The sequence below is a fragment of the Streptomyces sp. WAC 04229 genome (assembly GCF_003947455.1).
Classification (GTDB): domain Bacteria; phylum Actinomycetota; class Actinomycetes; order Streptomycetales; family Streptomycetaceae; genus Streptomyces.
Map to the genome: position 1 here is coordinate 1 of NZ_QHJH01000084.1, position 22051 is coordinate 22051.

Consider the following 22051-nt stretch of genomic DNA (forward strand, 5'->3'; position numbering starts at 1 on the left):
CACGAGCACCACCACGGCGGACGGACTGGGCACGATCCTCCTGGGCTTCGCGGGCGGGCTCGTGCCCAGTCCGTCCGCCGTGGTGGTGCTCGTGGGCGCCGCGGCCGTCGGCCACGCCTGGTTCGGACTGCTGCTCGTGGTCGCGTACGGCCTCGGGCTCGCCCTCACCCTCACCGCCGCCGGGGTCGCGGTCGTCCGGCTCGGCGGCGGCGTGGGGCGGCTGCTGACGCGGCGCCCGCGGTGGACGTCCGGCCCGCTGGCGGGCATGGTGCGCCGGGCCACCCCGCTCGGATCGGCGTGCGTGGTGGTGCTCCTCGGGGCCGGATTGGTGTTCAGGGGGGCGGCATCCGCACTCGGCTGAGCTACTTTGGGAGGAACGCGACGGACAGCCGGGCCCGCTCCCGGGCCGTGTCCGCGCGAGACGTCTATAGGGGGCGCCGGTGTTCGAGGAACCCGGCGGTGAGCGCGTGATCGCCGGCCGCTACCGCCTCCTGTCCCCTCTCGGCGAGGGCGGCATGGGCACGGTGTGGCGCGCCCGCGACGAGGTGCTGAACCGCGAGGTCGCCGTCAAGGAGGTGCGCGCCCCCTCCGGGCTGCCGGAGAGCGACGTGCGGCGGATGTACGCCCGGCTGGAGCGCGAGGCGTGGGCCGCGGCCCGGGTCGCCCACCACAACGTCGTCACGGTGTACGACGTGGCCACCGACGGCGACCGGCCCTGGATCGTGATGGAGCTGGTCCGCGGGCTGTCCCTGGCCGACCTGCTGGACGCCGAGGGCCCGTTGGAGCCGGGGCGGGCCGCGGTGATCGGTGCCGAGGTGCTGGCCGCGCTGCGGGCCGCGCACGCGGCCGGGGTGCTGCACCGGGACGTGAAGCCGGCCAACGTGCTGCTGTCGAACGACGGCCGGGTGGTGCTCACCGACTTCGGGATCGCCAGGGTCGAGGGCAGCTCCGCGCTGACCATGACCGGTGAGGTGATCGGCTCGCCCGAGTTCCTCGCCCCGGAACGGGCGCTGGGCCGCACCCCCGGTCCCGAGTCCGACCTGTGGTCGCTGGGCGTGCTGCTGTACGCGGCGGTCGAGGGCGCCTCGCCGTTCCGCCAGGACACTCCGCTGAGCACCCTGCGTGCGATCGTCGACGAGGAGTTGCCGCCGCCCCGCCGGGCTGGTGCGCTCGCGCCCGTCATCGAGGGGCTGCTGCGCAAGGACCCGGCCGAACGGTTCCCGGCGGAACGCGCCGAGCGGGAACTGCGGCTCGTGGGAGCCGGGGGCACCCCTGCATCCGAGCGGGGCGCGTACGGCGCGGCGCCGACGGACGGGTACGCCACGACCGTCGCGGGGCGCCAGGACGCGGGGGCCGCTCCGACTCCCCCGCTGCCGGGACCGGCGACGACGGCGGGCACGGCCGGTACGAGCCCGCCCGCGCACGGGGACCGGCGCGCGCGTGCCGTACTGATCGCCGGGGTGGCCGTGCTCGCGCTGGCGGCGGCCGGGCTGACGTACGGGCTGCTCAACCGCTCGGACGACGGTGACGGGACGGAGGGCGCGGACGGCGGCGCGGGCTCTTCGGCCAGTGCCCCCGCGACGGGACCGGGCGAGAGTGCCGAGCCGAGTCCCTCGAAGTCGTCGGAACCGGAGTCGGAGGACGACGGTACGGAGAGCGGTACGCCCCCGCAGTCGGTGGAGGTGTCCGTGGCGGGCTCGCACCCCGACTACTCGGGCCCCTGTCCCCCGCCGCGCGACCGGGCGCCCGCCTTCACGGCGACGTTCACGGTGGGGCGGCTGCCCGCGGAGGTCGGCTACCGCTGGGTCACGGACGACGGTTCGGTCTCCGACCCGGGGTGGCGCACGCTGTCCTTCCCCGCGGACGGCGACCGCTCGGACCAGGACACCGTCGTGGTGACGACGCGCGAGAACAGCGGCGCGTTCGAGGGCGCCGTGCGGGTGGAGGTGCGGTCCCCGGTGCGGGCCACGTCGAACGCCGTGGCGTTCTCCGTTACCTGCGAGACGGGGACGGAGACGGAGACCCCGACCGACGGGGCCTCCCCCTCCCCTTCCGCTTCGGATCAGGCGGCGCCGTTGAGGACCGGCAGGTAGCCGCCGGACTGACCGGCCGCGGTCGGGTGGTACGACTCGCCGATGTTCAGCCAGTTGACGCTGTGCAGCCACGAGGCGCCGGAACACAGCTCGTGACCGGTGAAGGTGGTGCGGACGTCGCCGAAGGTGAAGCCGTGATCGGCGGCGCGCTTGGCGATGGCGGTGTTGAGGTGGTCGGAGGCGTCGTTGATCGCCTTCCGCTTGGTCTCGGAGAGGCCGATGCAGGAGGTGCCGAGCTTGTAGAAGCGCGGGTAGCCGATGACGACGACGTCGGCGTTGGGGGCCTTGGCGCTGATCGCCGAGTAGACGCTGTCGAGGTTGCCGGGCAGCGTCGAGTCGACGTAGGCCTTCGCGGTGGCGATCCGCGAGAGGCAGGTGCTGTCGGACTGGAGCACGCAGGTCGTCATGACGTCGGCGAAGCCCGCGTCGTTGCCGCCGATGCTGATCGAGACGAGGCCGGTGGCCGTGGAGAGCGGGCCGAGTTGTCCGGAGAGAACTTCACTCGTTCGGGCGCCCGAGCAGGCCGTGAAGTCGAAGGTCGTGGGGGAGTTGGCGGCCGCCCAGAGGTACGGGTGGGCTTTGGTGCTGCGCTTGCAGTCGCCGCTGGAGCTGATGTAGCTGCCCGCTCCGACCCCCGAGGAGTAGGAGTCGCCGAGGGCCACATAGCCCCCGGCAGCGGTGGGTTGGGCCGCCTGGGCGGTCGCGGCCCCGGTGAGGGCGGCGCCGGCGGCCAGGAGGACGGAACTCAGGAAGCCGACAAGTCGGAGACGTCTCATGGAACCTCCTTTAGCAGGATCTCTGCCGTAACCGTCGTAACAGTGACGCGCGTTGACCGGGAGTGTCCATGCCAAGAAATGGCTGACAGTCATTCAAAATCGGACGAAAGTCAGTGGGAACGTCAGTGCGCCCTTGACGCTCCGAGCCGGGCTGGGCCAGATTGAGGCGCGAAGAACAGATGACGGCAAAACAACAAAAACGTGAGACCTGCTTCCAGGTCTTGCCATACGGTTTCTACCGTCAATAACGTCATACATCTCCCGCATCGGTACGTCGGCAAGCGGCTCAGGGGAGGGCTCGAGGCCGCGGCGCACCGGGGCGGGATGCGCGGTAGGGGGGTGCCGTGCTCGGTGACCGCATCGGTGACCGGGCCGTGCCGCGCGGTCGGCTGCCGTTTTCTCGCGGTGCCGACAAGCTTTGCCAGCTCGTCTGGCACGCACGGAGTAGCACTTCGTCGCGCGCCGGTTGGGCGAGAACCCCCCTTTCGAACCGGATACAGAGCCGGACCGCCCCTGGGGCGGGCGGTCCGCCGGACGAGAGGGACCAGACTCATGAGCTCAGTTCTGCAGCCGGCTTCGACGGGCAACGATCCGTCGGCCGACCCGACTCCCGCCGGACAGTACCGGCCCGTCTCCTCGCACCTGGCGATAGCACCGCCGGTGAGCGTGGTCATACCCGCCATGAACGAGGCGGAGAACCTTCCCTACGTCTTCAAGACGCTGCCCGACTGGGTCCACGAGGTCGTCCTCGTGGACGGCAACTCCACCGACGACACCATCGAGGTCGCCCGGGAGCTGTGGCCGGACGTCAAGGTCGTCGAGCAGCGCGGAAAGGGCAAGGGGGACGCGCTGATCACCGGCTTCAAGGCGTGCACCGGCGACATCATCGTGATGGTCGACGCCGACGGCTCGGCCGACGGCCAGGAGATCGTCTCGTACGTCTCCGCGCTCGTCTCCGGCGCCGACTTCGCCAAGGGCTCCCGCTTCGCCAACGGCGGTGGCACCGACGACATGACCTTCATCCGCAAGCTCGGCAACCGCGCCCTGTGCGCGGTCGTCAACCGGAAGTTCGGCGCCCGCTACACCGACCTCTGCTACGGCTACAACGCGTTCTGGCGGCACTGCCTGGACAAGATCGACCTCGACTGCACCGGCTTCGAGGTGGAGACCCTGATGAACATCAGGGTGGTCAAGGCCGGCCTGAAGGTCCAGGAGATTCCCAGCCACGAGTACCTGCGCATCCACGGCGTCAGCAACCTGCGCGCGGTGCGGGACGGGTTGCGGGTGCTCAGAGTCATCCTCGACGAGCGCTCCAACCGGCGCGCGCTGCGCGGCCGTACGCGCTCGGCGACGCTCGGCCCGGTCGGTTCCGTCACCTCCGTCGCGCCGGCGACCCCCGTGAGCCCGGTGGCACCCGCCCGCGGGAAGGCGTCTTGAGCGGTAGCCGCGCCTCGCTCACGGTCTCCGTGGTGATCTGCGTCTACACCGAGGACCGCTGGGAGGACATCCTCGCGGCGGTCGACTCGGTACGTGCGCAGTCCCACCCGGCCCGGGAGACGCTGCTGGTCGTCGACCACAACGAGGCGCTCCGGGACCGGCTGATCAAGGAATACGAGGAGTACACGGAACGGCGGGAGGTGCGGGTGCTCGCCAACGCGGGCCCCCGCGGCCTGTCCGCCGGCCGCAACACCGGCATCGCCGCCTCGCGCGGCGAGGTGATCGCCTTCCTCGACGACGACGCCGTGGCCGAACGCGACTGGCTGCGCCACTTCGCCGAGGGGTACGCCGACCCCGCGGTCGTCGCCGTCGGCGGGCGCACGGTGCCGATCTGGGCGTCGGGGCGCCGGCCCGTCTGGTTCCCCGAGGAGTTCGACTGGGTGGTGGGCTGCACGTACCGCGGCCTGCCGCCCGGCCGGGTCCGGGTGCGCAACGTGCTGGGCGGCAACGCCTCCTTCCGGCGCGAGGCGTTCGACGCGGCGGGCGGTTTCGCCACCGGCATCGGCCGGGACGGCGACAAGCGCCCGCTGGGCTGCGAGGAGACCGAGCTGTGCATCCGGCTCTCCCGCGCCCGGCCCGACGCCGTTCTGCTGATCGACGACCGGGCGGTGATCCACCACCGGGTGCCTGCGGCCCGCGAGCACTTCGGCTACTTCCGCACCCGCGCCTACGCCGAGGGCCTGTCCAAGGCCCTGGTGGCGCGCAGCGTCGGCGCGGACAAGGGCCTGGAGTCCGAACGCCGGTACGCCACCCGGGTCCTGCCGGCCGGGGTGGCGCGCGGGCTGCGCGACGCCGTGCTGGCCCGGCCGGGCGGCGCGGGCCGGGCGGGCGCGATCGTCGCCGGGGTGCTCACGGCGGCGGGCGGTTACGTGGTGGGGAGCCTGCGGGCCCGCCGGGGCGGGGCGACGTTCTCCGTGGCGCCGCTCGCTCCCGCCGAGGGGGGCGCGCATGGCTGAGGAGGCGGACGCGCGCGTACCGGTGCTCATGTACCACGCGGTCGCCGCCGAACCGAACGACGCCACCCGTGCCCTGTCGGTGACGCCGGAGGCCTTCGCGGCGCAGATGGCGGCGATCGCCGACCGGGGCCTGACCCCGATCGGCACGGCGGAGCTGGCCGCCGCCTGGCGCACGGGGCGTCCGCTGCCGAGGCGGCCCGTCCTGATCACCTTCGACGACGGCTACGAGGGCGTGCACCGGCACGCCCTGCCCGCCCTGGCCAAGCACGGTTTCGCGGCCACCCTGTTCGTCTCGACCGGATGGCTGCGCGGCCCGTACGACACCGGGGGCGCCCTGGACACCATGCTCGACTGGGACCAGGTCCGCGAACTGGCCGCGGCCGGCGTGGAGATCGGGGGGCACAGCCACACGCATCCGCAGCTCGACCAGCTCGGCGAGGAGCGGCTGCGGTTCGAGCTGATCCACTGCAAGGAGATCGTCGCCGACCAACTGGGCACCGTACCGGACTCGTTCGCCTACCCGTACGGATACTCGGACCGCCGGGTGCGGCGGGCGGTGCGGGAGACGGGGTACGCGCAGGCGCTCGCCGTCGGCAACGGCCTGGCCCGCCGCGCCCAGGGGCCGTACGCCCTGCGGCGGGTCACCGTGCGCCGCCGCACGGGGCTCGACGAGTTCGCCCGGCTGGTCGAGGGCCGCTCGATCACCCGGACCTTCGCCGGGGACCGCGTCCTCACCAAGGGGTACGCCGTGCTCCGCAGGACCCGGCGGGCGGGGAGGCGGGTGCTGGGGGCCGGTGCCTGAACCACCGACTGCCCGCACCGCCGCCTGCCGTCCGTACCGCCGGACGGCCGGCGCGTGCCGTCCGTACCGCGTGTGCCCGGGAAACCGGGTGCACGCGGCGGCCGGGTGCCGGATCATGGCGGCATGTCCGTGAACCCGCACGACGCCCTGCCGATCCGGCTCAACGTCGACGACAGCGACTCCCCGTCCGACGTCGTCGACGCGCTGTTCCTCGGCCGCTTCGCGACGGGCGAGCAGCCGTACTCGCACGCGACCAACATCGACCGCGTGCGGTCCGCCGCCACGCTGCTGCCGCGGGGCGCGCGGGTGCTGCGGACCGCCCGCGACGACGACCGCAGCGCGACGCTGGCGGAGGGCGACGGCTGGACGCTGCTCGTCTCGCGGTGGAACCGGGGCGCCGACGTCACGGTGACGGCGACCAGCGCCGAACTGGCGGAGAAGGTGCTCGGCGAGGCGACGGACGGCGCGGCGGACGAGCCCGAACCGCAGCCGGAGAACGTCACGATGGGCTTCTGGTACGTCTCCCCGCGCCGCGGCCCGCACCGCACCACCCGGCAGATCTCCGCGGGCACCTGGGAGGAGGTCCGCGCCAACTACACGGCGCCGGTCGCGGACGCGATGGACGGCCTGATGAAGACGGGCCCCGGGGACATCGCGGGCCGCCTGCTGCTCCTGCACGGGCCGCCCGGCACCGGCAAGACCTCGGCGTTGCGCACGCTCGCCCGGTCCTGGCGGGACTGGTGCCAGGTGGACTGCGTCCTCGACCCCGAGCGGCTCTTCTCCGACGTGGGCTATCTGATGGACATCGCCATCGGCGAGGAGGACGCGGCGGGCAAGGGCCGCTGGCGGCTGCTGCTCCTGGAGGACTGCGACGAACTGATCCGCGGCGAGGCCAAGCACACCGCGGGGCAGGCGCTGTCGCGGCTGCTGAACCTCACGGACGGTCTCCTCGGCCAGGGCCGCAACGTCCTCGTCGGCGTCACGACCAACGAGGACCTCGAACGCCTCCACCCCGCCGTAGTACGCCCCGGCCGCTGCCTGGCCCGCATCGAGGTCGGCCCGCTGACCCGCGGGGAGGCGGTCGACTGGCTCGGCGGCGAGGCCGCGGGCCGGGAGGAAGCAGTGGGCCGCGAGGGCGCCACCCTGGCGGAGCTGTACGCGCTGCGCCGGGGCACCTCGCCCACCGCGCTGCCGGAGCCGCGGGCCGGTTCGGAGGCCGGACTCTACCTGTAGCTGCTTTGATGGGGGTATGCCCCTGTTCGTCGGCACGTCGGGCTGGCAGTACCGGGACTGGCGCGAGGCCTTATACCCGCCCGGTCTGCCGGTGCGGCTCTGGCTGGAGCGGTATGCGGACGTCTTCCCGACGGTCGAGATCAACAACGCCTTCTACCGGCTGCCGGCGCGCGAGACGTTCGAGGCGTGGCGGGAGCGGGTGCCGCCGGACTTCGTGGTCGCGCTCAAGGCGAGCCGCTACCTGACGCACATCAGACGACTGCGTGACCCGGCGGAGCCGGTCGACCGCCTCATGAGCCACGCGGCGGGCCTGGGCGACCGGCTCGGCCCGGTCCTGCTCCAGCTCCCGCCGACCCTGCGTGCCGACCCGGCCCTCCTGGACTCCTGCCTCGCCTGCTTCCCGCCCGGCACGCGGGTCGCGGTGGAACCCCGGCACGTGTCCTGGTGGACGCCCGACGTCCGGGAGGTGCTGACGTCCCGGGGCGCGGCCCTGTGCTGGGCGGACGTCCGGGCGCGCCCGGTCACCCCGCTGTGGCGCACCGCGGACTGGGGCTACGTCCGCTTCCACGAGGGCCGGGCGACTCCGTGGCCCCGCTACGGCCGCCGCTCACTGTCGACATGGCTCGACCGCCTCTCCACGACCTGGCCCCCCGACCAGGACGTCTACGCGTACTTCAACAACGACCCGAACGCGGCGGCGGTGGCGGACGCTCGTACCTTCGCCCATCTGGCGCGAACCGCGAAACTGCCGGTCAGCGGAGTGCCGTCAGGGGCGCGGGGAACTGCGCGACAAGCCACGACGGACCCGCGGACAGGGGCCCAGCGAAACCAAGACGGCGCTCACCCCCCGTAAGCCGCCCGCAGGGCATCCCGCACGGCGGCCAATGCCTGCGCCTCCGTGAGCCCGAGCCGTCGAGCCCGCTCGGCGTAGAGCCGCGCGGCCGACGCGACCTCCCGCTCCGCCGCGGAGCCCGCGGCGGCGACGAACGTTCCGTTGCGCCCCCGCGTCTCGATCACCCCGTCCCCCTCCAGCGCCCGGTACGCCTTGGCGACGGTGTTCGCGGCGAGCCCCAGGGACTCGGCCAGTCCGCGTACGGTCGGCAGCCGGTAGCCCACCGGCAGCGCGCCCGAGCGGGCCTGGTCGGAGATCTGCGCGCGCACCTGCTCGTAGGGCGGCGCGCCGTCGTCGATGTGGATCTTCAAGGTCACGGGGCGATTGTCCCGTATCCCCGCGAAAATGAGAGGCACCCGACGGCCCACCCGCCGTAGCGTGCGCCCACATGACCGTTCTTGTGCGCGACCTGCGCAGCGATGATCCGGCCGATGTCGCGGCCTTCGCCCATGTCCGCCATCTCGCGGTGCCGTTCATCCTGTGGACTCCGGAGGCCGTCGTCCACCGGCTCGTCCACACCCACCCGGACGCCCGGAGCCGCTCCCTGGTCGCGGAGGAGGACGGTGAGGTGATCGGCACGGCGCAGATCGGGCTGGTCCACGACAGCCCGGAGCCCGGCCAGGCCTTCCTCAACGTCTACGTCCACCCGGAGAGGTTCCGGCGTGGGGCCGGCGGGCTGCTGGTGCGCACGGCCGAGGAGTACCTGGCCGGCGAGGGCGCGACGAAGCTGTACTCCTGGGTGCTGGACGGGCCCGACAACCTGGCCTTCGCCGAGCGGCACGGCTACGAGCGGCGGCGCGCCGCGTACTTCCTCCGGCTGGCCCTGGCAAGCGCCGCGCTCCCGCCCCTGCGGACCCCTCCCCCGGGCGTCGAACTGCGCACCGCCGCCGACTTCGCGGACGATCCGCGCCCGATGTTCGAGCTGGACGCAGAGACGGTGGCGGACGAACCGAGCGACGTCGACGTCGAGTTCACGGACTACGAGGCGTGGCTGGCGGACACCTGGCGGAACCCTCTGCTGAACCGGGAACTGACGACGGTCGCGGTTGTCGACGGACGTCCCGCCGCCTTCAGCGTCGCCTACACCGACGGCAGCCGGTACGCGACCGCGATGACGGGCACGGTCCGCGCTCAGCGCGGCCGGGGCCTGGCCAAGCTCACCAAGACCGCCTCCCTGCACCGGGCCCGCGCCGCCGGCTGCACGGTGGCCTTCACGGGCAACGACACCGACAACGGCCCGATGCTCGCCATCAACAAGTGGCTCGGGTACGAGGTCTGCGCAACGGAGGTGCGCCATGTCCGCGAACTCGGCTGAGCCGCCCGCCCGGGTGGACGTGGTCCTGGTCAAGGCGGGCCGTACGAAGATCCGGTACCCGAGTGAGCTGCTGCACGACGACGGCACCCGCCTCGCCGTCCGCGCGCCCTGGGCCGGTGACGGCGTCCGCGACTTCGGCTTCGTGCGCTTCGAGGCCGGCGACGTCTTCACCGAGTACTACTGGCGCGACCGCTGGTACTCGGTGAAGGAGGTCCGCACGGCCTCCGGAGCACTGAAGGGCTGGTACTGCGACATCACCCGCCCCGCCGTCCTGACCGGCACGGACCTGCTCGTCGAGGATCTCGACCTGGACCTGTGGCGCTCCGCCGACGGCACGGACGTACGGCGCCTGGACGAGGACGAGTTCGCCGAGAGCGGCCTGCCGGAACGCGACCCGGAGGCGGCAGCGGCGGCCCTGGCCGCACTGGACGAACTGGAACACCTGGCCCGCGGAAAGGACTTCACGGGCCTGCTGGCCTAGGGGTGTCGTTCGGATCTCGTGGGGGGTCGCGCCTCACTCGGGCACCGCGACCACCGCGTACCGCTCGTCCGCCACCGCCCGCCCCCACAGTGCGGGGTCGTCCGACAGCCGCTCCACGCGCACGCGCCCGCCTAGCGGGGTGAGGAGGGCGGTGAGCAGGTCCGCGGGTATGCCGACCGGGGTGACGGTCCCCCACACGCCCTCGACCAGGACCAGCCGGCCCCCGGGGCGCAGCAGGTGCCGCCAGCGGCTCAGGGCCCGGCCGGGGTCGGGCAGGGTCCACAGGACGTGCCGGACCAGTACGGCGTCGAAGCGCTGCTCGCCCACGGGTGGTGCCGCGGCGTCACCCTCGAGGAACGCCGCGTCACGACCGGCGAGTTTGGTCCGGGCCAGCTTCACCATGGCCGGGGACCGGTCGACGCCGGTGACGCGGTGTCCCTGCTCCGCCGCGAGGAGCGACAGGCTGCCGGTGCCGCAGCCCAGATCGAGGAGGTCGCCGGGCCGTGCGGGCAGCCAGGACGCCAACCGGGCGGCCCAGGCCCGGCGTACGTCCGGATCGCGCAGTCCGTGGTCCGGCTCGTCGTCGAAGCCCGCGGCTTCCGCGTCCCAGTCGACACCCGATGTGGTCGTCCCGTCACGGTTCTCGTCCATGCACCCAGCGTGACACCCGCCACTGACAACGGAGTCGGGGCGGGACGACGTGACAACCGCCACTGACAGGGATGCATCGATGAGTGAGTCTCGGGGAAAGGGTCTACCTCCGTGAGAACGCGGAACCCGGTGGATCCGTAAGGAGGCAGCCATGCGCCGTCTGACCGTGCAGAAGCCCCTGAAGAAGAGCGACGCCCGCCGAGTCCGCGAGGAGGTCGACGAGCGGCCCGCGGGGCGGCCGGAGGTGCGCAAGGACATCGCGCGGACCTGGTGGCCGGAGAGCTGACCGGGAGGGCGCCATGAGACGCAGACGTGTCAGGGCAGCCGCTTGCGGTAGTGGACGCGGTCGTAGGGCCCGTCCACTCGGCGTTCCACGATCTCGTACCCGTACCTAGGGTAGATCTCCTGGTTCTCCCACATCATCGCGTTCGTGCAGAGCCTGACTTCGGGCAGGCCCAGCGCACGCGCGTGCGCGTCCACGAACCGCAGCAGCCGCCGCCCCACACCCCTGCCGTGGGCGTCGGGGTGGACGGCGATGCTGTCGAGGAAGAGATGGCCGGGGCGCGCCTCCACGACGACGAGGCCCACCGGGTCCCCTCCGGGTTCGCACGCGACGAAGACCCTTCCCGCGGCCACGTTCGCCGCGTGGTCCGCCTCCATGGGCTGCGGCACCACCCCGATCCGCTCGATGTAGGGCTGGTAGGCGGCGTCGGTGACCGCCTTCACCGCGGGTACGTCGTCGGTGACCGCCTGTCGGATCTGTTCGTCTCCCACACCTCGGACGGTACCTACCTCAGCTCAGCCTGAGCACTCCCTTAACGCGACCATAAGGATCTCCATCACCCGTCTCCAGCAGGCGATTTCACGGTTTCTTGGGGCTAGTTTGCTGATCACCCCACGGGTTCCGGCCCACGTCCCCCCGTCCACCGTGACCGTCTCCAGGAGATCCCCATGCCCGCACCCTCCGCGTCCCGCAGGGCCGCCGCCGTCGCCGTCGCCGGTCTCGCCCCGCTCGCCCTGACCACCCTGGCCGCCGCCCCCGCGTCGGCGCACGGCTCGATGGGCGACCCGGTCAGCCGGGTGTCGCAGTGCCACGCCGAGGGCCCCGAGAACCCGCAGTCCGCCGCGTGCAGGGCCGCCGTCGCGGCCGGCGGCACGCAGGCCCTCTACGACTGGAACGGCATCCGCATCGGCAACGCCGCCGGGAAGCACCAGGAGCTGATCCCGGACGGCAAGCTGTGCAGCGCCAACGACCCCGCCTTCAAGGGCATGGACCTGGCGCGGGCGGACTGGCCCACGTCCAGCGTGAGCAGCGGCTCGTACACCTTCAAGTACCGCGTGACGGCCCCGCACAAGGGCACCTTCAAGGTGTACATCACCAAGCCCGGCTACGACCCGGCGAAGCCGCTGGGCTGGGGCGACCTGGATCTGTCCGCCCCGGTCGCCACGGCCACCGACCCGGCCGCCTCGGGCGGTTTCTACACCTTCGCCGGCAAGCTGCCCGAGCGTTCCGGCAAGCACCTGCTGTACGCGGTGTGGCAGCGTTCGGACAGCCCGGAGGCGTTCTACTCCTGCTCCGACGTCTCGTTCGGCGGCGGCGGTGCCGCGGGCGAGGAGGCGACGGCCGGCGAGAGCGCGGACGGCGGGAACGCGGACGGTGAGAGCGCCGCCGGCACCGACCCGGCGCCCGAGGCCTCCGCGCCCACCGAGGAACAGCTCACCGCCGCGGCCGAGAAGTCGACGATCGAGCACCGGGGCCACGGCGACCAGGACGCCGAGACCACCACCGACCCCACGGACCCGGCCGCCGCCCCGGACACCGGGGCCGCCGCGGAGCCCAACCAGGTCAAGGCCGCCGGCGGAGGCACCGGGAACCTCGCCGAGACCGGCGGTGACAGCGGCACGCCCTACATCGCCGTCGGCGGTGCCGCCGCCCTGGCCCTCGGCGCGGCCGCGCTGTTCGCCTCGGTCCGCCGCCGGGCAGTGACGACCGGGGGTCGGCACGGCCGCTGATCCGGGACGCGGGGTCCGTCCGGCGGCTCAGGCCGGACGGACCCCGCCCCGCGTTCCGGGCGCCCCGGTCAGCCGAGGACCGAGGCGCAGGTGGTGGGCGTGGCGCGGGCCGGGTCCAGGGCGTTGGCCACCTCGTGGAAGGCGATCCGGTCGAGCAGCCCGATCGCCAGGTGCTCAGAGAGGTCGAGGGGGCACAGGTCCTGCAGCAGGACGTTGCGCACCCCGGGGCCGCTCAGGTACTGGCTGCGGTACGGGGTGACCACCTCGTCGTACTTCGTCGCGAGGACGGTGTAGCGCACGCCGGGCACCGTGTCGCCGCCCGCGTTGAGCTTGGTCAGAACGTCGGAGCCGACGACCTGGTCGGCGAGGGCGGGGGTGTTCTCGTCGAGCAGGTCCCCGACGCCGGGGAAGTACGGCAGCAGGTTGGTCAGGCCCAGGAGCGTGGTGCCGTGGTTGCTGGGCGCGATCCCGACCAGGGCGTTCACCTCGGCCGCTCCGCCGAGGAACTTCAGGTAGTAACGGGGCATCATGCCGCCCTGCGAGTGGCCGACGATGTCGGTCTCCGCGGCGCCGGTCGCGGCGAGCACCCTGTCGACGTAGGCGTCCAGTTGCTCCGCCGACTTCTCGACGGGACCGAGGCCGTGGAAGAACGGGACGCCGGGCAGTTGGCCGTAGTCGAGGGAGAAGACGCAGTAGCCGCGGTTCTTCAGGTAGGGCGCGAGGCCCAGCCAGTTGTCGACGGAGTTCCCGAAGGTGCCGTGGACCAGGACGACGGGGCGGGGATGGGCGGCGGAGGGCTTGCAGCCGTAGTCGTTCCAGCCGGCGCTGGGGCGGGCGTCGGCGGCGTGGGCGGCGGTGGCGGGGACCAGGGCGGCCGCGGCGGTCAGCAACAGGGCGGTCAGGGGTCTGAGCGCGCGTCTCCAGGGCAGCATCGGGTGATCTCCTTGCGGGGCAGGGGAGTTTCGATGGCAGGACGCCCTGTGATCCGGATCACGGGATGCTGTTCACTCGTCAAGTTACGGGCGAGTAGCACATGTGTGAAGTTACGCGTCAGTAAAAACTTCCAGTGATAACCGACGCCGTCGACGGCGCAGGCGGTAAAGGGCCCGCGTCACCAGCTGGGCCGGATCGGCCCGCCCGGCGCCACGCGCAGCAGGCCGTCGCGCAGCGCACGCACCCCGTCCTCACCGAGCACCTCGGCCCACACACCCACGGCCTCGGCGGCCGCCGCCTCCGCGGCCCGAGTGCAGGCCCACCCCGCCTCCGTCATGACGACAAGCCGGGCGCGCGCGTCGGCAGGATGCGGCCGGCGCTCGGCGTACCCCTTGCGGACCAGTTCGTCGACGAGCTGACTGGCGGCCTGCTTGGTCATCCCGAGGTGCGCGGCGAGGTCGGTGACCGTTGCGCCGTCCGGGGCGAGCCTGACGAAGGCGAAACCGTGCGCGGGCCGCACCCCCTCGAAGCCGCGGGCGACGACGCCCTCGTGGATGCGCTGCGTGAGCCCGCCGGCCGCGGCGAGCAGGGCGGCGGAGAGGGTCATGGCTTCGGAGTTCTGCACGGAGGCATTGAAACACCCTTGACGTATTGGTCAAGCGGCTTGACCATAGAGGCGAACAAAGTAGTCAAGCAGCTTGACCGTTTCGGCTTCCGTCGACCGTCGGCTGCTGGCACGTCGTGGTTGCGCGCGCAGTTCCCCGCGCCCCTTGAGGGACGTCACCTGGATGCCGTTGAGGGGCGCGGGGAACTGCGCGACCAGCCACCGACTACCCGCAGCCGACAACGCACCCCAAGCCCCCTCACCCACAGGAGACCCCCCGTGCCCATCATCCGCTCGTCCGAAGGCGTCACCCACGAGATCCACGGCGCCCGCTTCGTCTCGTACGCCGCCCCCCGCACCGGCAGCAGGCAGCTCTGCGCCTGGCGGGGCGAGATCCCGGCGGGGACGCGGGCGCCCGCGCACACCGTCGACCGGGAGGAGATCCTCCACCTGCTCACCGGCGAACTGCTGATCGCCCTCGACGGCCGCACCGAGCGCGTCGCGGCGGGCGACACCGTGGTCATCAGCCCGGGGGCGACCCTCGCCGTGGAGAATCCCACCGACCGGACGGCGACGACCTGGGTCACCACCTCCGTCGGCCTGACGGCCGAACTGGCCGACGGCACCCGGCTCACCCCGCCGTGGGCCAACTGACCCGCGAGGGCCTCAAGCCACCGCCAGGGACCCCGGCATCACCGCACGCGGCCCGAACTTCGCCCGCGCGCGGTCCGCGACCTCCTCGATCCGGCGGACCTTCTCGTCCACGGGGTCGAAGGTGAGCTGGTGGGAGGCCTGTTCGGCGGGGGCGAGGCCCTCGGCGCGCAGGACCACCGACCGGACCCGGGCGCGCTGGAGCCCGAGCGCCTCGTACATGCCGTACGCGGCCCGCGTCAGCGCAGCCGAGTGCGCGGTCGGCTCCTTCAGGGTGCGGCTGCGCGTGGTGGCCGACCGGTCGGCGTAGCGCACGGTGAGGGTGAGGGTGCGGCACACCTTGTCGACGGCGCGCAGCCGGGCGCCCAGTTCCTCGGCGGCCGAGAGCAGGGCGCGGCGGTGCCGGTCGGGGTCCAGCTCGTCGCGGTCGAAGGGGCGTTCGGCGGCCAGTGAGCGGGAGATCCCGTTGGGGACGACCCGGCCGCGGTCGATGCCGTTGGCCTTCTCGTGCAGTTCGCGGCCCGTCCGCGCGCCGAGCAGGCGCTGGAGCGTGGACAGGGGCGCGGCGGCGACCCGGCCGAGGGTGTCGAGGCCGTACTCGCACAGCGTGCGGGCGGTCGCGGTGCCGACGCCGGGCAGCGCGGCGACGGGCTTGCCGGCGAGGAACTCCCGCACCCCGCCCTCGGGCACCGCGCGGGTCAGCCCCGGCCGGGCGTCCCGCAGGGCCATGCGGGCCGGCATCGGGCCCGGCCCGGCGCCGATCAGGCAGTCGACGCCGTACAGCGCGAGGGCGCGGACGCGGATCACCGCGGCCAGTTCCACGGCGTCGCGGCCGAAGTACCGCTCGGCGCCGCGCAGGTCGGCCAGCGCGCCGTCGGGCGGCAACGCCTCGACGACCGGCGTGAACTCCTCCAGGAGCCCCAGCAGCTGGGGCAGGGCCGCCTCGTGCATCGGCGGCAGCTGGAAACGTACGCAGAGAATGGTCATCCCGCACTCCCCGGACTCTGGTGCCACAACTTCCTTCCCACCGCGGGCCCTTCGCCCGCGGGGCGCAGATCGGCCCAGGGGTGCATCTCGTACCCCGTGGCCATGCGGATCCTCCGCTGCCCCCCGTCGCCGTCGGCCGCCCCGGGCCCCGCGCCGGGGGCCTCGGCGAGCCGGGCCGCGACGCCCTCCAGCCCCTCCGCGCCCCGCACCTCCAGCAGGTCGGCGAGGTTCCAGGCGGCGGAGCCGACCACGCTGAGGCTGCGCGGGCCGCGCCGCTGCACCACCCCGCGCACCAGCAGCAGCCAGGAGTGGAAGACGGTGTGCGCGCAGGCGTCGTGGGAGTCGTCGAAGAAGGCGAGGTCGACCAGGCCGGTGCCGTCGTCGAGGGTGGAGAAGATGACCCGGCGCCCGGAGCGGATCGGCGGTGTCTGCGTGGCCGCCTTGGCGCCGGCGACCAGCACCGTCTCCCCGTGCCGGGCCTCGCGCAGCCGCTTGGCCGACACCACGCCCAGCTCCCGCAGGAAGGTGCGGTGGTCGTCCATCAGGTTGCGCGAGGCGTCCATGGACAGCACGCCCAGTTCGGCGCTGAGCCGCTCCGCCGAGGTGAGGTCGGGCAGTCCGGCGGACGCGGTCCTGCGTCCGCCGGCCAGCGGGAGCTGGTCGCCGCGGCCGGCCCGGGCGCCCCGGTGCAGCTCGGTCAGGTGCAGTTGCAGGTCGCGGCGGTTGGCGCCGAACGCGTCCAGCGCGCCGACCTGGGCGAGCCGTCCGGCCAGCGGCCTGCTGGGGCGGGCCCGTTCCCAGAAGTCGAGCAGGGAGGCGTACGGCTGCCCCTCGGCGGCCCGTTCCGCCTCGGCCTCGCTGATGCCGTGCACGTCGGAGAGGGCGAGACGCAGGCCCCACACGGGCTCCCGCCGCTTACCTTCGGACACCAGTTCGATCCTGTGTGCGACCCCGGACTTGTTCACGTCCAACGGCAGGATCGGCACCCCTCGCCGCCGCGCGTCCGCCAGCAGCAGCCGCTTGGGGTACATGCCGGGGTCGTGGGTGAGCAGGCCCGCGTAGAAGGCGGCCGGGTGGTGGGCCTTCAGCCAGGCCGACTGGTACGTCGGCACCGCGAAGGCGACCGCGTGCGCCTTGCAGAAGCCGTACGAGCCGAAGGCCTCGATGATCTCCCAGGTGCGCTGAATCGTTTCCGCGTCGTACCCGTGCTCCGCCGCGTGCTGGGCGAACCACACCTTGATCCGCCCCTGCGACTCCGGGTCGGACAGCCCGCGCCGCACCCGGTCCGCCTCACCGCGTCCGCAGCCGGTCATGATGTCGACGATGTCGATGATCTGCTCGTGGAAGACGACGACCCCGTACGTCCCCTCCAGCGGCTCCGCCAGGTCCTCGTGCGGGTAGCGCACCGGCGCCCGCCCGTGCCGGGCCTCGATGAACGGCCGCACCATGTCGGCGGCGACCGGCCCGGGGCGGAAGAGCGAGATGTCGACCACGAGATCGTGGAAGGTGGCCGGCTGGAGCCGCCCGACCAGGTCCCGCTGGCCCGGCGACTCGATCTGGAAGCAGCCCAGCGTCTCGGCGGAACGGATCATCCGGTACGTCGCGGGGTCGCCCTCCGGTACGGCGTCCAGGTCGACCTCGGCGCCCGTCGCCCGCTTCACCTCGGCGACCGCGTGCGCCATCGCCGACTGCATCCGCACGCCGAGCACGTCCAGCTTGAGCAGGCCCAGGTCCTCCACGTCGTCCTTGTCGAACTGCGCCATCGGGAAGCCCTCGCCGCTGGTCGGCATCACCGGCGTACGGGAGAGCAGGGAGGCGTCGGACAGCAGGACGCCGCAGGGGTGCATGGCGATGCCGCGCGGGAGGGCGTCGAGGCCCTCGACCAGCTCCCAGAACTCGCCGTACCTCCCTCCCCCGTCCCGGCGGGACTCCTCCGCCAGCTCCCTCAGCTCGGGCAGCTCCTCCAGCGCGGCGCGGGCGTCGCGGGCGCGGATGTGCGGGAAGGACTTGGCGACGCGGTCGATCTCGGCCGGGTCCATGGACAGGGCGGCGCCGACGTCGCGCACCGCGTGGCGCACCCGGTACGTCTCCGGCATCGCGACCGTGGCGACCCGCTCGGTGCCGAACCGGCCGATGATCGCGCGGTAGACCTCCAGCCGGCGCGCGGACTCCACGTCGATGTCGATGTCGGGCAGCACCACCCGCTCCCTGGACAGGAACCGCTCCATCAGCAGCCCGTGTTCGACCGGGTCGGCGTGCGCGATGCCGAGGAGGTGGTTGACGAGCGAGCCCGCGCCGGAGCCGCGCGCGGCGACCCGGATGCCCATGTGCCGTACGTCGTCCACGACCTGGGCGACGGTGAGGAAGTACGAGGCGAAGCCGTGGTGGGCGATGATGTCCAGCTCGTGGTGCATCCGCTCCCAGTACTCCCGGTGGCCGCGCCGCCGGTCGTAGCCGCGCAGCACCATGCCGGCCACCGCCCGGGAGGCGAGCGTCCGCTGGGCGGTGCGGCGGCCGGCGCCCACGAGGTGGGGTTCGGGGAAGTGGACGGCGCCCATGCCGAGGTCGTCCTCGGGGTCGACCAGGCACTCGGCGGCCGTGGCGCGGGTCTGCTCCAGCAGGCGGTCGGCGGTGTCGCGCCGGAAGCCCGCGGACTCGACGATCCGCTCGGCGGCGTGCCGCATGGCGGCGGCGTCCTTGAGCCAGGCCTCGCCGGAGTCCAGTTCCTTGGTGGCGTCGATCGGGACGAGGCGGCGGGCGGCGTCCAGGACGTCGGCGACCCGGCCCTGGCCGGGGTCGGCGTACCTGACGGCGTTGCTGAGCACCGGCCGGACGCCCTGCTCGGCGGCGAGACCGACGGTGCGGGCGGCCAGCCGCAGGGAGCCGGGGCCGGTCCCCTCCCGGCCATGCCAGACGGCCTCCAGGCGCAGGGCGTCGCCGTAGACCTCCCGCCAGGGAACGAGGAGCTTCGCCGCGCGGTCGGGGCGGCCGGCGGCGAGGGCGCGGCCGACGTCGGAGCCGGGGCCGAGCAGGACGGTCAGGCCGTCGGCGTGGTTGTCGGCCCAGGACAGCAGCGGGCCCTCCTCGGCGGTGTGGGCGGCGGAGACGAGGCGGCACAGGTCGGCCCAGCCGCGGGCGCCGTCCCGGGCGAGGAAGGTGACCCGCGGGGCGGACTCGTCGACGAAGGCGCCGCCCCGCACGGGGACGCGGCGCCGGTCCCGGCGTACGGAGGTCTCCGTGCGGCCGGTCCCGGACTCGGGGGCGGCCACCGCCAGGTCCGCGCCGAACAGCGGGCGGACGCCCGCCTTCGCGCAGGCCTTGGCGAAGCGGACCGTGCCCGCGAGGGAGTCGCGGTCGGTGAGGGCGAGGGCGTCCATGCCCCGTTCCGAGGCGCGCTCGGCCAGCCGCTCCGGGTGGGAGGCGCCGTAGCGGGCGGAGAACCCGGAGACGGTGTGCAGATGCGTGAAACCCGGCACACGCACCTCCCGATCTCATGAACCCGACGTCCTGGGCCTACGTCTATCGAACGTCTGTTCCCAACTACCTCACCCCCACCATAGACCAATTTTCGAATGTGTGTACGACATCCGTTCGGCCCCGTCCCACCTGCGCAAACACCCTCAGGCCCGGACCGTGAGGACATGTCACACACACCGGGCGACACCGGCGCGCGCAGCAGCTCCTTCCTCTCCGAGGTGAAGGACGCCGTCACCCCGCGGGCCACCCTGCTCGTGCTCGGCGTGATCGCACTCCAGCTGCTCTTCATCGCCTCCTACGTGGGTGCGCTGCACGACCCGAAGCCGAGGGACGTGCCCTTCGGGGTGGTGGCACCCCCGGCGGTCGCCGACCGGACGGTGAGCGCGCTGGAGGGGCTGCCCGGGTCGCCGCTGGACCCGCGGACGGTGGCCGACGCGGCGAGCGCCCGCAAGCAGATCGAGAACCGGGACATCGACGGCGCCCTGGTCGTCGACGACACCGGCCGCACCGACACCCTGCTGGTCGCCTCCGGCGGCGGTACCGTCCTCGCCACCACCCTGGAGGGGCTGGTCGCCGAGGTGGAGCGGGGCCAGGACCGCGCGGTGCGCACCGTCGACGTGGCCCCCGCCTCGGCCCAGGACTTCGACGGGCTGTCGTCGTTCTACCTGGTCGTGGGCTGGTGCGTCGGCGGCTATCTGTGCGCCTCGATCCTGGCGATCAGCACCGGCGCCCGGCCGGCCAACCCGCGCCGCGCGGGGATCCGGCTGATCGTGATGGCGCTGGTGTCGATCGTCGGCGGCCTGGGCGGCGCGGTGATCGTCGGGCCGATCCTGGGCGCGCTGCCCGGCAGTGTGGTGGACCTGTGGGGGCTCGGCGCGCTGATCACCTTCGCGGTGGGCGCCGCCACGCTCGCCCTCCAGGGGGTCTTCGGGATCGTCGGCATCGGGCTGGCGATCCTGCTGGTGGTGATCGCGGGCAACCCGAGTGCGGGCGGGGCCTTCCCGCTGCCGATGCTGCCGCCGTTCTGGCAGGCGATCGGACCGGCACTGCCGCCGGGCGCGGGCACCTGGGCGGCGCGTTCGATCGCGTACTTCGAGGCGAACGACGTGACCGAGTCCCTGCTGGTGCTGTGGGCGTGGGCGGTCGCGGGGACGGTCATCGCGATGCTGGCGTCCGTACTGCGCCGCGAACGCCGGGAGCCGGAACTGCCCACGCGGGCCGGCTGACCCACGGCCTCACGCACACACGGCATCGCACACCCGGGGACGTACGCACGCGGACGCGCACACGCGGAAGTCCCGCCCCACAAGGGACGGGACTCCTGCGTGCCGTGTACCGCGCGTGCTCAGCCGATCTGCGTACCGGTGGCCGACAGGGCCTCCGTCACCGGCTGGAAGAAGGTCTCGCCGCCGGAGGTGCAGTCGCCGCTGCCGCCGGAGGTGAGGCCGACCGCCTTGTCGCCCGAGAAGAGCGAGCCGCCGCTGTCGCCGGGCTCGGCGCAGACGTCGGTCTGGATCAGGCCGTTGACGATGTCGCCGTTGCCGTAGTTGACGGTGGCGTCCAGGCCGGTCACCTTGCCGTCGTGCACCTGGGTGGTGGAGCCGCTGCGGGTGACCTCCATGCCGACGGTGGCGTCGGCGGCGCCCGAGATGGCCTGGGAGGAACCGTTGTAGAGGTTCACCTCGCTCGGGTGGTCCACGTCGCCGCTGTACTTGACCAGGCCGTAGTCGTTGTCCGGGAAGCTGGACGTCACGTTCTCGCCGAGCTGGTTGCCCGAAGAGTCCTGCCAGCTGGTGATGCCCTCGGTGCAGTGCCCGGCGGTCAGGAAGTGCGGCTCGCCGCCCTTGGTGACGTTGAAGCCGAGCGAGCAGCGCCCGCTGCCGTCGGTGATGGCGTCGCCGCCCGCGATGAAGGGCTTGTACTCACCCTTGGTGCGCTTGAGTTCGGCCTTGGCGCCGAGCCCGTCGACCACCTTGGTGAGCTTGGTCAGCTCGGCCTCGGAGACCGTGCGGTCCGCGGTGACGACGACCTTGTTGGTGGTCGGGTCGGTCGCCCAGGACGTGCCCGGGATGGCCGCGTCCTCGGTGAGCGTGGTGCGCGCGCTCTTCAGCTCGGCGAGCGAGTTCTCCACGACTCTCGCCTTGGCGCCGGCCTCCTCGACGGTCTGCGCGGCGGCCTTGTCGAGCACGTTGACCACGAGGCTCTTCGCCTGTGCGTCGTAGTACGTGCCCGCGGCGTCGGTGCCGAGGTCGCCGAGGAGCGTCGAGGCGAGCTTTCCGGCCGCCGTGACCGAGAGGGTCTCGGGGGCGGCGGACTGCGGGGCCTCACTGGCGTTCGCACTCTGGAAGGTGACTCCCGCCGCGACCAGTGCGGTGATGCCCGCGCCTACGACTGCGGCCCGTCGCCTGGGTATCCGTCGGTGCTTCAACTCATGTCCTCCTGTGGGGGGTCGGCCCGGGAGGTTGTGGGGACCTCGCGAACCGGAAGGCTGGTTGACGAGCGCTAACTCTTCCGATTCCACAGGGAGCACACAAGGTCGACTTCGAGACGTGCGCACGACAACTTCAGCGTGGTCACACGACCTTCACCATTCATGTCCCTTCCAGCAGGATTCGCGGAGCGAACGCACCAGCAAACGCTACGGGCGAGTAACCGAAGGCCGGCCGAACCGGCCCACCCCTGTCCGAAAA

21 protein-coding genes and 1 pseudogene are annotated in these 22051 nt (G+C 73.0%); 13 read left to right on the forward strand and 9 right to left on the reverse strand.

Annotated features, from left to right (window positions below; translation table 11 throughout):
• Together DMH12_RS21910 and DMH12_RS21915 are read left to right on the forward strand one after the other, a co-directional pair.
• Nucleotides 1–361 (forward strand): annotated as a pseudogene (locus DMH12_RS21910) (nickel transporter); the annotation flags it as partial.
• 79 nt (nt 362–440) lie between these two features.
• A complete protein-coding gene (locus DMH12_RS21915; RefSeq protein ID WP_125493200.1) occupies nt 441–2093 on the forward strand; it encodes a serine/threonine-protein kinase in 1653 nt (550 codons plus the stop codon).
• Here the strand turns inward: DMH12_RS21915 and DMH12_RS21920 are convergent.
• Nucleotides 2063–2869, reverse strand: a complete 807-nt coding sequence (locus tag DMH12_RS21920) for an SGNH/GDSL hydrolase family protein (protein ID WP_125493201.1) — start codon at nt 2867–2869, stop codon at nt 2063–2065. The two genes, DMH12_RS21915 and DMH12_RS21920, sit on opposite strands and share 31 nt — an antisense overlap.
• Nucleotides 2870–3421: 552 nt before the next feature.
• Between DMH12_RS21920 and DMH12_RS21925 the strand changes: the two genes are divergently transcribed.
• From DMH12_RS21925 to DMH12_RS21945, 5 genes are all read left to right on the forward strand, one after another.
• Complete coding sequence (locus tag DMH12_RS21925; protein ID WP_260474274.1) at nt 3422–4306, forward strand: glycosyltransferase family 2 protein; 885 nt, start codon at nt 3422–3424, stop codon at nt 4304–4306.
• Nucleotides 4303–5322 (forward strand): glycosyltransferase family 2 protein, encoded by a 1020-nt coding sequence (locus tag DMH12_RS21930; RefSeq protein WP_125493202.1) that lies wholly within the window; start codon nt 4303–4305, stop codon nt 5320–5322. The genes DMH12_RS21925 and DMH12_RS21930 overlap by 4 nt, the downstream gene beginning before the upstream one ends.
• On the forward strand, nt 5315–6124 hold the full coding sequence (locus tag DMH12_RS21935) for a polysaccharide deacetylase family protein (RefSeq protein WP_125493203.1): 810 nt from the start codon (nt 5315–5317) through the stop codon (nt 6122–6124). Before DMH12_RS21930 ends, DMH12_RS21935 begins: the two co-directional genes overlap by 8 nt.
• Before the next feature lie 123 nt (nt 6125–6247).
• Nucleotides 6248–7357 (forward strand): DUF5925 domain-containing protein, encoded by a 1110-nt coding sequence (locus DMH12_RS21940; protein ID WP_125493204.1) that lies wholly within the window; start codon nt 6248–6250, stop codon nt 7355–7357.
• A 16-nt stretch (nt 7358–7373) separates the two neighbouring features.
• The gene (locus DMH12_RS21945) at nt 7374–8210 is read left to right on the forward strand and encodes a DUF72 domain-containing protein (protein ID WP_125493205.1); all 837 of its coding nucleotides are present in this window, start codon (nt 7374–7376) and stop codon (nt 8208–8210) included.
• Here the strand turns inward: DMH12_RS21945 and DMH12_RS21950 are convergent.
• A complete protein-coding gene (locus tag DMH12_RS21950) occupies nt 8198–8566 on the reverse strand; it encodes a GntR family transcriptional regulator (protein ID WP_185832465.1) in 369 nt (122 codons plus the stop codon). The genes DMH12_RS21945 and DMH12_RS21950 overlap by 13 nt on opposite strands.
• A gap of 71 nt (nt 8567–8637) precedes the next feature.
• On the opposite strand from DMH12_RS21950, the gene DMH12_RS21955 reads away from it, so the two are divergent.
• Entirely contained in the window at nt 8638–9564 is a 927-nt protein-coding gene (locus tag DMH12_RS21955) for a GNAT family N-acetyltransferase (RefSeq protein ID WP_125493207.1), read from the forward strand.
• Complete coding sequence (locus DMH12_RS21960) at nt 9545–10045, forward strand: DUF402 domain-containing protein (RefSeq protein WP_125493208.1); 501 nt, start codon at nt 9545–9547, stop codon at nt 10043–10045. Before DMH12_RS21955 ends, DMH12_RS21960 begins: the two co-directional genes overlap by 20 nt.
• A 33-nt stretch (nt 10046–10078) precedes the next feature.
• Here the strand turns inward: DMH12_RS21960 and DMH12_RS21965 are convergent, their stop codons facing one another.
• Nucleotides 10079–10696 (reverse strand): class I SAM-dependent methyltransferase, encoded by a 618-nt coding sequence (locus DMH12_RS21965; RefSeq protein WP_125493209.1) that lies wholly within the window; start codon nt 10694–10696, stop codon nt 10079–10081.
• Between the two features lie 151 nt (nt 10697–10847).
• Between DMH12_RS21965 and DMH12_RS39875 the strand changes: the two genes are divergently transcribed.
• Complete coding sequence (locus tag DMH12_RS39875; RefSeq protein ID WP_122617396.1) at nt 10848–10982, forward strand: hypothetical protein; 135 nt, start codon at nt 10848–10850, stop codon at nt 10980–10982.
• Nucleotides 10983–11011: 29 nt separating this feature from the next.
• Here the strand turns inward: DMH12_RS39875 and DMH12_RS21975 are convergent, their stop codons facing one another.
• Nucleotides 11012–11470, reverse strand: coding sequence for a GNAT family N-acetyltransferase (locus tag DMH12_RS21975; protein ID WP_125493210.1), 459 nt, complete (start codon nt 11468–11470; stop codon nt 11012–11014).
• Between the two features lie 177 nt (nt 11471–11647).
• On the opposite strand from DMH12_RS21975, the gene DMH12_RS21980 reads away from it, so the two are divergent.
• Nucleotides 11648–12709 carry a lytic polysaccharide monooxygenase gene (locus tag DMH12_RS21980; RefSeq protein WP_125493211.1) on the forward strand — a complete coding sequence of 354 codons (1062 nt, stop codon included), beginning with the start codon at nt 11648–11650 and terminating at the stop codon, nt 12707–12709.
• 68 nt (nt 12710–12777) lie between these two features.
• Here the strand turns inward: DMH12_RS21980 and DMH12_RS21985 are convergent, their stop codons facing one another.
• Both DMH12_RS21985 and DMH12_RS21990 read right to left on the reverse strand, forming a co-directional pair.
• Complete coding sequence (locus DMH12_RS21985; protein WP_125493212.1) at nt 12778–13641, reverse strand: triacylglycerol lipase; 864 nt, start codon at nt 13639–13641, stop codon at nt 12778–12780.
• Nucleotides 13642–13820: 179 nt separating this feature from the next.
• A complete protein-coding gene (locus tag DMH12_RS21990) occupies nt 13821–14267 on the reverse strand; it encodes a MarR family winged helix-turn-helix transcriptional regulator (RefSeq protein WP_125493213.1) in 447 nt (148 codons plus the stop codon).
• Nucleotides 14268–14525: 258 nt separating this feature from the next.
• Here DMH12_RS21990 and DMH12_RS21995 point away from each other — a divergent pair, with 258 nt between their 5' ends.
• Nucleotides 14526–14900, forward strand: coding sequence for a cupin domain-containing protein (locus DMH12_RS21995; protein ID WP_125493214.1), 375 nt, complete (start codon nt 14526–14528; stop codon nt 14898–14900).
• Nucleotides 14901–14912: 12 nt separating this feature from the next.
• Here the strand turns inward: DMH12_RS21995 and DMH12_RS22000 are convergent, their stop codons facing one another.
• Together DMH12_RS22000 and DMH12_RS22005 are read right to left on the reverse strand one after the other, a co-directional pair.
• Nucleotides 14913–15884 carry a DNA polymerase thumb domain-containing protein gene (locus DMH12_RS22000; RefSeq protein ID WP_125493215.1) on the reverse strand — a complete coding sequence of 324 codons (972 nt, stop codon included), beginning with the start codon at nt 15882–15884 and terminating at the stop codon, nt 14913–14915.
• Nucleotides 15881–19360, reverse strand: a complete 3480-nt coding sequence (locus tag DMH12_RS22005) for a DNA polymerase III subunit alpha (RefSeq protein WP_125493216.1) — start codon at nt 19358–19360, stop codon at nt 15881–15883. The genes DMH12_RS22000 and DMH12_RS22005 overlap by 4 nt, the downstream gene beginning before the upstream one ends.
• Nucleotides 19361–19525: 165 nt before the next feature.
• On the opposite strand from DMH12_RS22005, the gene DMH12_RS22010 reads away from it, so the two are divergent.
• On the forward strand, nt 19526–20587 hold the full coding sequence (locus DMH12_RS22010) for a DUF3533 domain-containing protein (protein ID WP_125493217.1): 1062 nt from the start codon (nt 19526–19528) through the stop codon (nt 20585–20587).
• A 119-nt stretch (nt 20588–20706) separates the two neighbouring features.
• Here the strand turns inward: DMH12_RS22010 and DMH12_RS22015 are convergent, their stop codons facing one another.
• Nucleotides 20707–21789: a S1 family peptidase gene (locus DMH12_RS22015; RefSeq protein ID WP_125493218.1), complete on the reverse strand. Its 1083-nt coding sequence runs from the start codon at nt 21787–21789 to the stop codon at nt 20707–20709.
• Nucleotides 21790–22051 lie beyond the last annotated feature (262 nt).